This is a genomic window from Pseudonocardia sediminis, assembly GCF_004217185.1.
GTDB lineage: Bacteria > Actinomycetota > Actinomycetes > Mycobacteriales > Pseudonocardiaceae > Pseudonocardia > Pseudonocardia sediminis.
Genome location: NZ_SHKL01000001.1, coordinates 5,425,692 through 5,437,790, shown reverse-complemented (window position 1 = coordinate 5,437,790; position 12,099 = coordinate 5,425,692). Strand labels below are relative to the sequence as shown.

Sequence of the window (12,099 nt, the reverse complement as noted above, 5' to 3'; positions counted from 1 at the left end):
GCCCGGGAGCCGATCCCGGGTGGAACCGGCCCTCCACCCCCGGGTGGACACCGGCCCCGGACGCACTCGTGGCGCCTCCGTGTCGTCGCGCGACACGGAAGCGCCATGAGTGGTCGGTCAGGGGAGGGCGGGCCTCAGCGGGGCAGACCGGAGGCGCGCCACGCACCGGGTCCTGCGTGCAGCGGGGCACGCAGCAGGGCCGCCGGGTGCGACCACAGGTCCGGTGCGGACGGTGCCGGGTCGCCCCCGGAGGCACTCGCCGCCGCGGCGACGACCGCCGTCAGCGCGGCCAGCTCCGCGTCGTCCGGACTGCCGCTGACCACCCGGAACAGCGCACGGCGCTCCTCCGGGGTGGCCTCGGCCGCGGTGTCCTCCGGAGCCGTCTCGTCGCCGCTCACAGTCTCGCCGCTCACAGGGGGATGTTCCCGTGCTTGCGCGTCGGGCCCTGCTCCCGCTTCGTCTCCAGCAGACGCAGCGAGCGGCCCACGTAGCCGCGGGTGTGCGACGGCGGGACGACGGCGTCGATGTAGCCCCGGTCGGCGGCGATGTAGGGGTTGCAGAGGGTGTCCTCGTACTCCTGCTGCAGCTCCGCACGCTTGGCCTCGAGCTCGTCGCCCTCCAGGCCCTTGAGCTCCTTGCGGTAGAGGATGCTCACCGCGCCGGACGCCCCGGTGACGGCGATCTGCGCGGTCGGCCAGGCGATGTTGACGTCCGCGCCGAGGTGCTTGGACCCCATCACGTCGTAGGCGCCGCCGTAGGCCTTGCGGGTGATCACCGTGATCTTCGGGACGGTCGCCTCGGCGTAGGCGTAGATCAGCTTCGCGCCGCGGCGGATGATCCCGTTCCACTCCTGGTCGGTGCCGGGCAGGAAGCCCGGGACGTCGACGAAGGTCAGGATCGGGATGTTGAACGCATCGCAGGTCCGCACGAACCGGGCGGCCTTCTCGGAGGCGTCGATGTTCAGGCAGCCGGCGAACTGGGTGGGCTGGTTGGCCACGATGCCGACGCTGCGGCCCTCGACCCGGGCGAACCCGATGACGATGTTGGGCGCCCACAGCTCCTGGACCTCGAGGAAGTCCTCCTCGTCGACCACCCGGTTGATCACCTCGCGGATGTCGTACGGCGAGTTCGCCGAGTCCGGGATGATCGTGTCCAGCTCGCGGTCGGTGTCGGTGACCGAGTCCTCGACCGATCCGCCGGTCGGCTCCGGCGCCGGGTACGACGGCGGCTCGGACAGGTTGTTCGACGGCAGGAAGCCCAGGAGCTCCTTGACGTAGTCGATCGCGTCCTGCTCGTCGGAGCCCAGGTAGTGCGCCACGCCGGACTTGGAGTTGTGGGCACGGCCGCCGCCGAGCTCCTCCATGTCGACGTCCTCACCGGTGACGGTCTTGATCACGTCCGGGCCGGTGATGAACATGTGGCTGGTCTCGTCGACCATCACGGTGAAGTCGGTCAGTGCGGGGGAGTACACCGCGCCACCGGCCGACGGGCCCATGATCAGCGAGATCTGCGGGATCACGCCGGAGGCGCGGACGTTGCGGGTGAAGATCTCGCCGTAGAGGCCGAGCGCGACCACGCCCTCCTGGATCCGGGCGCCGCCGCCGTCGTTGATGCCCACGACCGGGCAGCCGATCTTGGCGGCGAGGTCCATCACCTTGACGATCTTCTCGCCGTAGACCTCGCCGAGCGCTCCGCCGAACACGGTCGCGTCCTGGGAGAACACGGCGATCGGACGGCCGTCGATGGTGCCGGTACCGGTCACCACGCCGTCGCCGAACGGGCGCTTGTTCTCCAGGCCGAAGTTCGTCGACCGGTGCCGGGTCAGGGCGTCGAGCTCGACGAACGAGCCGGGGTCGAGAAGCTGGTCGATCCGCTCACGGGCGGTCTGACGGCCCTTGGCGTGCTGCTTCTCCACCGCCGCGTCGGACGTGGACCCCACCGCGTCGTCGAAACGCTGGTAGAGGTCGGCGAGCTTCCCCGCCGTGGTGTGGACATCAGGCTCGACGTCGGGGGCGGCGTCCGGGTCCCCCATCGGCTCCGTTGCGGCGCTCATGGCTGGGGAGCCTAACCCGGTGATCGCTTCCGCTCCGGGGTGACGTGCACCGCAGCCCGGGGAAGCACCCGGCTGCGTCACGTGGGTGACCAGAACGGGACCGATCGGACGGCTGCCGCTACGGTGCGCGGTGATGGACGCCGACCCCGCGCCGCTGGACCCCTGGTCCCTGCGCAACACCGTGCTCCGCCCGGCCGGCGGGTGGAACGCGCTCGACGTCGTCGAGCAGACCGGGTCCACCAACGCCGATCTGCTCGCGGCGGCCGCGCGCGGTGCCGAGGACCGCACGGTGCTGATCGCCGAGGAGCAGGTCACCGGACGGGGGCGGCTGGACCGCCGCTGGACGTCGAAGGCCCGGTCCGGTCTGACGATGAGTGTGCTGTGGCGTCCCGAGGGCGTCCCGGCCGACCGTCTCGGCTGGCTGCCGATGCTGGCGGGGGTGGCGCTGGCGGACGCGATCCGCGAGCTCGCCCCGGACCTGCAGGTCGGCCTCAAGTGGCCGAACGACCTGCTGCTCGGACCGGCCCGCGGCAAGGCCGCCGGGATCCTGGCCGAGATGACGGCCGTCTCCGGCGGTGGGCCCGGCGTGGTGCTCGGGATCGGGCTCAACGTCTCGGCGAGCGCCACCGACCTGCCGTGGGGCGCGACCTCGCTGGGCGCGCAGGGTGTGACGGCCGGACGTCCGGAGATCGCGACCACGCTGCTCACCCACCTGTACCGGCGGGAGGCCGGCTGGCGCGAGACCGGCGGCGACGCCGACGCGTCCGGGCTGCGCAGCGACTACCGGGCCCGGTGCGCGACGCTCGGGTCCCAGGTCCGGGTCGAGCGCCCGAACGGCGACGCGCTGCTCGGGACGGCCGAGGACGTCGACCCGCACGGACGCCTGCTGGTGCTGCCGGCCTCCGGTGACCGGGTCGCGGTCGCGGCCGGCGACGTGGTGCACCTGCGCCCCGCGGACCACCCCGACCGCTGACTCCCGCGGTCGGAGGGTTCACCCGACCCGTCCGCGCGCGTCACCGGCCTCCCACCCCGGGCGCGGCTACCGTGGGACACGTGGCCTATCCCGATGACCTGCTGGTCGAGGGCGAACGGGTCGCGCTGTACTCGCACCCGCACTGGCGGATCTGCGTCGGTCCGGCCGCGGTGTTCCTGCTCGCCGTCGCCGTCGCGTCGTTCGCCGGCGCGGTCGTGCGCCTGCAGACCTGGGCGCCGTTCGGCTGGCTGGCCCTGGCGGTGCTCGCGGCGGCCGCCGTCGCCCGCTGGACCGTCGTCCCGCTCGTGCGCTGGCGCAGCACGCACCTGGTGGTGACCAACCACCGTCTGCTGGTGCGGGAGGGGGTGTTCTCGCGCAGCGGGATCGACGTCCCGATCCACCGCGTCGACTCCGTCCGGACCCGTCGCACGCTGGGCGAACGCCTGGCCGGGTGCGGCACGCTGCTCGTCGACGCCGGGGGTGAGGAGCCGATGCGCTTCGCCGACGTCCCGGACGTCGAACGGGTGCAGGCCCTGCTGCACCGGGAGATCAGCCGCGACCTGGAACGACGGCGCGAGGCTGCGGTCGAACACGCGCCGGTGGAAAGATCGGCGTCGTGAGCCAGACCGGGCCGCGCGCCCTTCCGATGACGGTCGCCGAGCCGGGCCTGCCCGAGCGTGTCGAGATCTACGAGGTCGGACCGCGCGACGGGTTGCAGAACGAGTCCGCTGTCGTGCCGGTCGCGGTGAAGGCGGAGTTCCTCGACCGCCTCGCCGACGCCGGTCTGCGCACGCTGGAGGCGACGAGCTTCGTGCACCCGAAGTGGGTGCCCCAGCTCGCCGACGCCGCCGAGCTGCTCGACGTCCTGACCCGCCGCGACGGCCTCGACTACCCGGTGCTGGTGCCGAACGAGCGCGGCCTCGACCGCGCCCTGGAGGCGGGGGTGACGCACGCGGCGGTGTTCGCCAGCGCCACCGAGACGTTCGCGCAGCGCAACCTCAACCGCTCCCTCGACGAGCAGTTCGCGATGTTCGAGCCCGTCGTCACCCGCGCCGTGGAGAACGGGCTGCGGGTGCGTGCCTACGTCTCGATGGTCTTCGGCGACCCCTGGGAGGGCGGCGTCGACCCGGCGCAGGCCGCCGCGGTCGGCGAGCGCCTGATGGCCATGGGCTGCGACCAGCTCTCGCTCGGCGACACGATCGGCGTCGCCACACCGGGGCACGTCGGCGCCGTCCTCGACGCCTGCGGCGCCCTGGGCCTGGGGCCGGAGACGCTGGCCGTGCACTTCCACGACACCTACGGCCAGGCCCTGTCCAACACCCTCGCCGCACTGCGCCACGGCGTGACGACGGTCGACGCCAGCGCGGGCGGGCTCGGCGGCTGCCCGTACGCGGGGTCGGCGACCGGGAACCTCGCCACCGAGGACCTGGTCTGGATGCTCGACGGCCTCGGCATCGCTCACGGCGTGGACCTCGACGCCCTGGTCGCGACGAGCGTGTGGATGGCCGGGCACCTGGGGCGACCGTCGCCGTCGCGGGTGGTCCGGGCGCTCACCCCGGCCGCGGACCGAGGGCCGTACCCGGAGTAGGTCATATGCTCGGAGCATGCCGCCCGTCAGGTCCCGTCGCGCCGAGTACACCGAGTCCACCCGGGACGCGGTGCTCGACTGTGCGGCGACCCTGTTCTGCGAGAAGGGCTACGGGTCGACGTCCCTGGACGAGGTCGCGGCCGCCGCGCGGGTGACCAAGGGCGCGATCTACCACCACTTCGCGAACAAGGCCGCGGTGATGACGGCGCTGATCGACCGGCTGGAGCGGGCCGGTCACGACCGGCTGCACGCGCGTTTCGTCGAGCTCTCGGCGACCACCGACCCGGCGACGGCCGGCCTCGCGGTGATCGACGAGTTCCTCCTCATGTGCTCCGACCCGGTCTACGGCGGCCTGGTGTTCCGGGAGGCGCCGATCGCGCTGGGCTGGCAGGCCTGGCGGGCGTGCGAGGAGGAGTACGCGATCGTCCTGATCCGGAACGTCCTGCACGAGATGGAGCGCGCGGGCACGATCCCCGGTCCGGTCACCGGGACCCTGGTCAGCATGGTGTTCGGCATGCTCGGGACGACCGGTCAGCTCCTCGCCGAGACTGCGGAGTCCGAACGCCCGCGGGTGCGCGACGAGCTGCGGGCGACCTACGTGGCGTTCCTGGCCGGGCTGGCCCTGGGCGGCTCCTGAGCTCGTCTTGCCGATCCGGCAAGGCCCTTTGCGCAGCGGTGGCGTCGCGGACGAGGGTGGTGCCCATGACCGATGACATCGCAGCCGGACCGTCACCCACCGCCGACGGGTACGCCGGGGATCCGGCGGTGGCCGCGGAGTGGGACCGGATGTACGCCGACCGGGAGCAGCTCTGGAGCGGTGCGCCCAACGGGGCGCTGGTGGCCGAGGTCGCCGATCTCGCGCCCGGACGGGTGCTCGACGTCGGCTGCGGCGAGGGTGCCGACGCCGTCTGGCTCGCGCGCCGTGGCTGGGATGTGACCGCGCTCGAGGTCTCCGGCGTGGCGCTGGAACGGGCGGCCGGGCATGCCAGCGACGCCGGGGTGACCGTCCGCTGGGTGCACGCCGGGCTGGCCGAGTCCGGGCTCCCGCCGGCGTCGTTCGACCTGGTCTCCGCGCAGTACCCGGCCCTGCTCCGCACCCCCGACGCCGCCGCCGAGACGGCGTTGCTGGCGGCCGTCGCACCCGGGGGTCTGCTGGTGCTGGTCCACCACGCTGGGATGGAGGACCACGAGCCCGAGGACGGTCGCTTCGACCCGGCCGACTACGTCTGGCCGTCGATGGTCGCCGCCCTGCTCGGCGACGACTGGGCCGTCGAGGTCGACGAGGAGCGGCCCCGCGCCGACGCACCCGAGGACGGGGCCGGCGCGCACCACACCCACGACGTCGTCCTGCGCGCCCGCCGCCTGCGCTGACGCCGCCCTACCCGACCCGGGCGAACAGGGTGACGAACCGGGTGACGAGCAGCGACGTCGGGGGTGCGGCCGTGCCCGCGACGGTCGGGTCGGAAGACCTCGAAGTCCTCCGCCAGATCCGGCACGAGGGTGGCGAACACCCGCGAGTCGACGCCGCCGGGATGCAGCAGGACGAGCGGGTCGCCCGTCCCGGTGCGGTCGTAGTGGGTCTCCACCTCGCCGAGCATCACGTGGTCCGACATCTCGCCCCCGCCCCGCCTCGCCCGTCGCGCCGACTCCCGAACCCAGACCCGACGGGCACGACCGAGTTGCGCCGAACGGCCGTGCGGAGCACCGACGGCCGGTACTCTCCCGCCCGTGACCAGCCCGGTGCCCCGGATCACCAACCCGGCCCTGCAGTCCTCCGTCGACGACGTCCTCATGCAAGTCGATCGGGACACGGTGCTGAAAGCGCGCGACGTGCTCCTGACCGAGGCGGCCGAGTTGGACAAGCAGCTCAGCGTCGTCATGAAGAAGCCGGCGTCGACGCCGCTGCCGGGGCGAATGGGCGAGCCGGGGCACGGGGTGTGGATAGGGCGCTGCAGTGACGATCCGGTTTCCGGCCCGGCTCAGCTGTCGTTCAACACAAAGATCGAAGCGATGTTGCAGCCATGCTCGGCCTATATCGCCGATCTTCGACTGGCCGGTGAGCAGTTGGCCGAGGCTGCGAGGCAGTACGGACACACCGATGACGCCATCTACAAAGACTTCAAGAGGACTGACACCGGCAAGCTCGACGGACCCGTCTCGTGAGGATGCGAGGCTCGGTCGTCGGCGTCTTCCTGGTGTGCACGTTCCTGTCGGCCTGCTCCACTCCGGGGTCATCGAGTAGTCGGTTTCCTACCCGACCCGGTGAATTGCCCGTCGGAAGTACCACTGCCTGCGACACGCTGAACAACGCCCAGCGCGAGGTCCTCAACGCCGGGCCGGGCACCGTTGACCCATCTGAGGCTTCGGACCCAACAGCGAGCTCTTGCTCATGGGGGTCAAAGCAGGGTGAGTTCTGGAGCGTCCGCGTGCAGCCGCAGAACCCGATCGGTCAGTTCGATCCGCAGGATCCTCTTTTCGTCGGGCAGAGCGAGGGCTATCAGGACCCACAGATCATCACCGTCGATGGATACGGGGCCGTGCAGTTCCGGTATTCGTTGACGGGAGACGATCCGAGTTGCAACCTGGCGGTCGACGCCGCCCCTAACGCAACAGTCGTCCTGACATACTCCGACAACGTGACGAAGGCTCCCGGTCTGCCCACGACGGGGATCGAGCAGCGATGCGAGAAAGCCGCGCAGCTCGCATCGATGGTGATCACCACGATGCGCTCCCGCGCCGCGGGCTGACCCCGTTCAGACCTCTCGGACGCCGAACATCCCGGTGAACCGCGCGCGGTAGACCACGTCGTCACCGCGGTGCATGAAGGCCCGGAGCGTGATGAGCCCCATCTCCGGACGGCTGCGCGATCGGCGGGCCTCGACGACCTCCATCGAGGCGTGCAGCTCGTCCCCGGCGAAGACCGGGAGTGGCCAGGCGATCTCGTCGCCGCCGGGGGATCCGAGGGCGGTCGAGCGCAGGAGCAGCTCGTCGACGTAGGCACGCATCCACAGCGAACCGGTGAACCACCCGGACGCGGCGAGCTGCCCGAAGACGGACTCCTTGCCGGCGGCCTCGTCGAGGTGGAACGGCTGCGGGTCGAACCGCCGCGCGAACTCGATCATCTCGTCGCGGTCGATCACGACGGTCCCCAGGTCGAACACCCGGCCCGGGGTCAGGTCCTCGAAAGCGATCTCCGGCACGCCGGTCACGGTATCCGTGACGACGACGAACCGGTCGCGGAGGGGATCCGGATCACCGGACCGAGAGTCACGCCATGGTTGTCGCATCGCCATCTCGTGACACTCGACGTCGCGCCGCCGGCCCCTCGGGATCGAGCGTCACGAAGTGGTCGGGCGGTGCGCCGTTTCGTGACGCTCGGCGGGCGTCGGCGGGCCTACCGGCGTCGGGCCGACCTCCGGCGTCGGGCCCGGCGCCGGGTCAGGCCGAGCGCAGGGCGGCCAGGGCGGCGTCAGGCCGGGCGCAGGGCGGCGAGAGCGGCGTCGTGCAGGAGGCCGTTGCTGGTCAGGGCGTGGCCGCCGGTGACGGTGTCGGCGCCGGACAGGTCCGTCATCCGGCCACCGGCCTCGGCGACGATCGCGGCCGGTGCGGCCAGGTCCCAGGTGCTGGCGGCCGGCTCGGCGACCAGGTCGATCACTCCCTCGGCGACGAGGCAGTGCTGCCAGAAGTCGCCGAACGCGCGGGTCTCCCAGCAGGCGTCGGCCAGGGCGAGCCAGCCGGGTAGGGCGTCGTTCTCGCGGAAGGTGTTGAGGTTCGTGGTCGAGACGTAGGCGTCTGCGAGGTCGGCGACGCCGGACACGGAGATCCGTCGCGGCTCCTCCCCGGTCCCCGCGGCCCAGGCGCCGGACCCGGCCGCGGCCCACCAGCGCTGCCCGAGTGCCGGGGCGCTGACCACGCCGAGCGACGGCCGCCCGTCGACGGTCAGGGCGATCAGCGTGGCCCACACCGGCATGCCGCGGGAGAAGTTCTTGGTGCCGTCGATCGGGTCGAGCACCCAGCCGCGGCCGTTCGCCGAGGTGCCGGTGTCCCCGCGCTCCTCGCCGAGCACGGCGTCGGCGGGCCGCTCGTCGCCCAGCACGGCGCGCAGGGCGTCCTCGGCCGCGGTGTCGGCGTCGGTCACCGGGGTGCGGTCGGGTTTGCGGTCGACCTTCAGATCGGCGGCGCGGAAGCGGGGCAGCGTGATCGCGTCGGCGAGGTCGGCGAGCCGCAGGGCGAGCTCGAGGTCGTGGGTCAGCGAGGTGTCACGGGCGTCGTCCACGTCGGCCGAGCATGCCAGGCCCGTTCCGGCGCGCGGACGCCGCAGCGGCCTATGCTCGCCATCGTGACCACCGTCGTGCTGGCCGAGGACGACGCGGCCATCGCCGAACCGCTGTCCCGGGCCCTGCAACGCGAGGGCTACGAGGTGCAGGTCGTCGGCGACGGGCTCGCGGCGCTCGACCACGTCGGCCGCGTGCCGGTCGACCTCCTCGTGCTCGACCTCGGGCTGCCCGGCATGGACGGGCTGGAGGTGTGCCGGCGGATTCGCACCGACTTCGCCGACCTGCCGGTCCTGATGCTCACCGCCCGCACCGACGAGGTCGACTTCGTGGTCGGGCTCGACGCCGGCGCCGACGACTACGTCTCCAAGCCGTTCCGCCTGGCCGAGCTGCTGGCGCGGGTCCGCGCGCTGCTGCGCCGCCGCACCCAGGACGTCGTCGAGGTGGACGGGCTGCGGATGGAGCTCTCCGGCCGTCGCGTCCTGCTCGACGGTGACGAGGTGACGCTCGCGAACAAGGAGTTCGAGCTGCTCCGGGTACTGATGCTGCACTCCGGGCAGGTCGTGACCCGCGAGGAGATCCTGCACACCGTGTGGGGCGACGCGGACATGAAGTCGTCCAAGACGCTGGACATGCACATGTCCTGGCTGCGCCGCAAGATCGGCGGCGAACGGCGGATCGCGACCGTGCGCGGCGTCGGCTTCCGCTTCAACCACGACTGATCGGACGAGAGACGTGCGCCGGCGGATCCTGCTCTCCACGCTCCTCGTCGTCGCGATCACCGCGCTCGCACTCGGCGGCCCGCTCGTCGTGGCCACGTGGCGACTGGTGGAGGACTTCACCCGCGCCGAGCTGACCCAGCGCCTCGAGCAGCTCACCGAGAGCCTGGAGGACAACGTCGACCAGGTCCCCGACCCGGCGACGATCGAGCTGGCCATCCCCGCCAACAGCCGTCTGGAGATCGACCGGGTGGACCGGCCGTCACAGGTGTTCGGGGTCCCCGAGGTCACCGACCCGGTCGTCGAGTCGCTGCCGTTCGGACCCGGCGGGACGATCACCCTCGCCCAGCCGAAGTCGGTGATGCGGGCGCAGCAGACGCAGGTCGTCGCCGTCGTCGCGCTGCTGGTGCTGATCTCGGTGACGAGCGGGGCGATCGTCGCGACGCTGACCGCCCGCCGCCTGGCCGAGCCGTTGCGCGACGTCGCGGCCCGCGCCGCGCGCCTCGGGGCGGGGGACTTCCGCCGCGCACCGGCCCGCTACGACATCGCCGAGCTGGACCGCGTCTCCGAGGTGCTCGACAGCTCCGCGACGGCACTGGCCCAGCTCATGCAGCGCGAACGGGTGCTGGTCGGCGACGTCTCGCACCAGCTGCGCAGCCGGATCACCGCCCTGCAGCTGCGCCTCGACGAGCTCTCCACCCACCCCGACCCGGACGCCCGCCGCGAGGCCTTCGCCGCGATCGAGCAGACCGAGCGCCTCTCCGCCGTCCTCGACGAGCTCCTCGAGGCCGCCCGCGCCGCCCGCGCGGCGGGGGCCGAGCCGATGGATCTGAAGGAGGAGCTCGACGCCGTCGCCGACGAGTGGCGCGGCGCCCTCACCGCGGCCGGGCGGTCGCTGCGGGTGCGCGCCCCGGAGGGGATGCTCGCCCGGGTCACCGCCGCGAGGGTGCGCGAGGCGGTCGGCGCGCTCGTCGACAACGCGATCCAGCACGGCGAGGGCCCGGTGACGATCAGCGCGCGGGCCGGGGAGAACGCGTTGCTGATCGAGGTCAGCGACACCGGCCCCGGGGTCCCGCAGGACCTCGTCCCGCACGTGTTCGACCGGGGCGTCTCCGCTCAGTCGTCGACGGGTCTGGGACTGGCCCTGGCCCGGGCGCTGGTCGAGGCCGACGGCGGACGCCTGGAGCTCTCCCGCGCCCGCCCGCCGATCTTCCGCATCTACCTCCCGGCGGCGCGTACCGACGACGTCGTCGGCCAGGCGCACCAGGCCAGCAGCCCGCGCTGATCCGCGACGGGACGGGCCCGTCCGCGGCGGCGCCGACCCTAGGCTCGGGTCATGGACGAGGTGGTGCACGAGTGCGCCGATCTCCTGTTCGGCACGGTCGTCGTCGCGGTCGACGTCGGCCGGGGGATCGTGAGGGTGGAGGGCGAGGCCCTGCCGTCGGCCGTCATCGAGCGGACGGCCGAGGTGCGCCACCAGCCGTACGTGCCGCTCGGGACGCGGGACCCCGGCGCGGTACGGCTGACGGTCGGCGGGGCACGGGAGTGGGTGCGGCCCTCCCGCGGGCGGCTCAGCCGCCGTTCCTATCGCGTGCGCGCCCGGCTCGGCACGGCCGACCTGCTGTTCACCCCGTCGTCGCCGACGAGCTCGAGGCTGGTCCGCGGTACCTCCTACCGCGGGGACAACGAGCTCGGCGTGGCCGAGCGGATCACCGGCGGACTCGTGACCGTGGACTGGAGTCCGGAGGTCCGCGTACTCGGGGCGACGGTGCCCGCCGCGTCACCGAGCCCGGCCGAGGCGGCCGTCCTCTACGCGCTGGCCGCGGCCTTCGGCACCGGCGCCCGGTTCCTGCTCGGCGCGATGCTCGAGGGAGCCGGCGACGCCGCGACCCCCTGGTGACGCGAGGCCGTCGGTCGTGCGTCGATCTCAGTCCGGTGGCGGCGGGACCTGACGGCGGACGTTCTGGTCCGGGAAGACGTAGCGGCGGAACGCCCACCAGCGGAACGCCATCCCGACCAGCGTGCCCAGGATCTGCCCGGACAGGAAGTCCGCGACCTCCTGGGTGAGCAGGCTGACGAACGGCTCCTGCAGGTGGAACAGGTAGCGCGACGCGGCCAGCGGCGCGGTGTAGGCGACCACGCCGAGCCCGCTGATCACGAAGAACAGCAGTGCCTCGTGATGCCGCTCGCGCCCGCCGCGGGTCCGGAACGACCACTCGCGGTTGAGAACGTAGGAGACCATCGTCGCCACGAGTACCGCGATGATCTTGGCGGTGAGCGGCTTGGTGTCCAGGAAGGTGGTCTTGAGCAGCAGGAACACGACGGTGTCGATGATCCACGTGGTACCGCCGACGAACAGGAACTTGACCAGTTCGCGGTGCTTGATCGCGACGTCACGGTACGGCTGAGGGATGCGCGCGAGCGCCGTCTCCACCACCGTCACTCGAACGATCGTGCCAGAGCGCGCGATCACGACGCCGCCCGACCCGTGG

Annotated in this window: 15 protein-coding genes; 10 read left to right on the top strand and 5 right to left on the bottom strand. The window is 72.6% G+C overall.

The features are described from left to right. Positions 1–134: 134 nt before the first annotated feature. Positions 135–332, bottom strand: coding sequence for an acyl-CoA carboxylase epsilon subunit (locus EV383_RS25425; RefSeq protein ID WP_130295011.1), 198 nt, complete (start codon positions 330–332; stop codon positions 135–137). Positions 333–409: 77 nt separating this feature from the next. Next, positions 410–2,053, bottom strand: a complete 1,644-nt coding sequence (locus EV383_RS25420) for an acyl-CoA carboxylase subunit beta (protein WP_130292261.1) — start codon at positions 2,051–2,053, stop codon at positions 410–412. A gap of 133 nt (positions 2,054–2,186) precedes the next feature. On the opposite strand from EV383_RS25420, the gene EV383_RS25415 reads away from it, so the two are divergent. From EV383_RS25415 to EV383_RS25385, 7 genes are all read left to right on the top strand, one after another. Further along, a complete protein-coding gene (locus EV383_RS25415) occupies positions 2,187–3,026 on the top strand; it encodes a biotin--[acetyl-CoA-carboxylase] ligase (RefSeq protein ID WP_130292260.1) in 840 nt (279 codons plus the stop codon). An 80-nt stretch (positions 3,027–3,106) separates the two neighbouring features. Further along, complete coding sequence (locus EV383_RS25410; protein WP_130292259.1) at positions 3,107–3,646, top strand: PH domain-containing protein; 540 nt, start codon at positions 3,107–3,109, stop codon at positions 3,644–3,646. Positions 3,647–3,672: 26 nt separating this feature from the next. After that, a complete protein-coding gene (locus tag EV383_RS25405) occupies positions 3,673–4,614 on the top strand; it encodes a hydroxymethylglutaryl-CoA lyase (RefSeq protein ID WP_130295009.1) in 942 nt (313 codons plus the stop codon). A 16-nt stretch (positions 4,615–4,630) separates the two neighbouring features. Next, positions 4,631–5,251 carry a TetR/AcrR family transcriptional regulator gene (locus tag EV383_RS25400; protein WP_130292258.1) on the top strand — a complete coding sequence of 207 codons (621 nt, stop codon included), beginning with the start codon at positions 4,631–4,633 and terminating at the stop codon, positions 5,249–5,251. 65 nt (positions 5,252–5,316) lie between these two features. Beyond that, the gene (locus tag EV383_RS25395; RefSeq protein WP_130292257.1) at positions 5,317–5,985 is read left to right on the top strand and encodes a class I SAM-dependent methyltransferase; all 669 of its coding nucleotides are present in this window, start codon (positions 5,317–5,319) and stop codon (positions 5,983–5,985) included. A 357-nt stretch (positions 5,986–6,342) separates the two neighbouring features. Then, the gene (locus EV383_RS25390; RefSeq protein WP_130292256.1) at positions 6,343–6,777 is read left to right on the top strand and encodes a hypothetical protein; all 435 of its coding nucleotides are present in this window, start codon (positions 6,343–6,345) and stop codon (positions 6,775–6,777) included. Positions 6,778–6,779: 2 nt separating this feature from the next. Further along, on the top strand, positions 6,780–7,361 hold the full coding sequence (locus tag EV383_RS25385; RefSeq protein ID WP_130292255.1) for a DUF3558 family protein: 582 nt from the start codon (positions 6,780–6,782) through the stop codon (positions 7,359–7,361). Positions 7,362–7,367: 6 nt separating this feature from the next. Here EV383_RS25385 and EV383_RS25380 read toward each other — a convergent pair whose 3' ends face one another. Further along, complete coding sequence (locus tag EV383_RS25380) at positions 7,368–7,814, bottom strand: MaoC family dehydratase (protein ID WP_207223658.1); 447 nt, start codon at positions 7,812–7,814, stop codon at positions 7,368–7,370. 269 nt (positions 7,815–8,083) lie between these two features. Continuing rightward, on the bottom strand, positions 8,084–8,890 hold the full coding sequence (gene hisN, locus EV383_RS25375; RefSeq protein WP_242623307.1) for a histidinol-phosphatase: 807 nt from the start codon (positions 8,888–8,890) through the stop codon (positions 8,084–8,086). Between the two features lie 51 nt (positions 8,891–8,941). Between hisN and EV383_RS25370 the strand changes: the two genes are divergently transcribed. The 3 genes from EV383_RS25370 to EV383_RS25360 are packed head-to-tail and all read left to right on the top strand — an operon-like array spanning position 8,942 to position 11,507. After that, positions 8,942–9,610: a response regulator transcription factor gene (locus EV383_RS25370; RefSeq protein WP_207223657.1), complete on the top strand. Its 669-nt coding sequence runs from the start codon at positions 8,942–8,944 to the stop codon at positions 9,608–9,610. Between the two features lie 13 nt (positions 9,611–9,623). Continuing rightward, positions 9,624–10,892, top strand: a complete 1,269-nt coding sequence (locus EV383_RS25365) for a sensor histidine kinase (RefSeq protein ID WP_130292252.1) — start codon at positions 9,624–9,626, stop codon at positions 10,890–10,892. 51 nt (positions 10,893–10,943) lie between these two features. Then, positions 10,944–11,507, top strand: a complete 564-nt coding sequence (locus tag EV383_RS25360; protein ID WP_130292251.1) for a hypothetical protein — start codon at positions 10,944–10,946, stop codon at positions 11,505–11,507. Positions 11,508–11,534: 27 nt separating this feature from the next. Here the strand turns inward: EV383_RS25360 and EV383_RS25355 are convergent, their stop codons facing one another. Then, positions 11,535–12,050, bottom strand: coding sequence for a GtrA family protein (locus tag EV383_RS25355; RefSeq protein ID WP_130292250.1), 516 nt, complete (start codon positions 12,048–12,050; stop codon positions 11,535–11,537). Between the last annotated feature and the right edge of the window lie 49 nt (positions 12,051–12,099).

Excerpts from the sequence above, each read along its gene's own strand:
- EV383_RS25370 (WP_207223657.1), top strand. The coding sequence starts at position 8,942 with ATGCTCGCCATCGTGACCACCGTCGTGCTGGCCGAGGACGACGCGGCC.
- EV383_RS25400 (WP_130292258.1), top strand. The coding sequence starts at position 4,631 with ATGCCGCCCGTCAGGTCCCGTCGCGCCGAGTACACCGAGTCCACCCGG.
- EV383_RS25420 (WP_130292261.1), bottom strand. The coding sequence starts at position 2,053 with ATGAGCGCCGCAACGGAGCCGATGGGGGACCCGGACGCCGCCCCCGAC.
- EV383_RS25385 (WP_130292255.1), top strand. The coding sequence starts at position 6,780 with ATGCGAGGCTCGGTCGTCGGCGTCTTCCTGGTGTGCACGTTCCTGTCG.
- EV383_RS25405 (WP_130295009.1), top strand. The coding sequence starts at position 3,673 with ATGACGGTCGCCGAGCCGGGCCTGCCCGAGCGTGTCGAGATCTACGAG.
- EV383_RS25360 (WP_130292251.1), top strand. The coding sequence starts at position 10,944 with ATGGACGAGGTGGTGCACGAGTGCGCCGATCTCCTGTTCGGCACGGTC.
- EV383_RS25415 (WP_130292260.1), top strand. The coding sequence starts at position 2,187 with ATGGACGCCGACCCCGCGCCGCTGGACCCCTGGTCCCTGCGCAACACC.
- EV383_RS25395 (WP_130292257.1), top strand. The coding sequence starts at position 5,317 with ATGACCGATGACATCGCAGCCGGACCGTCACCCACCGCCGACGGGTAC.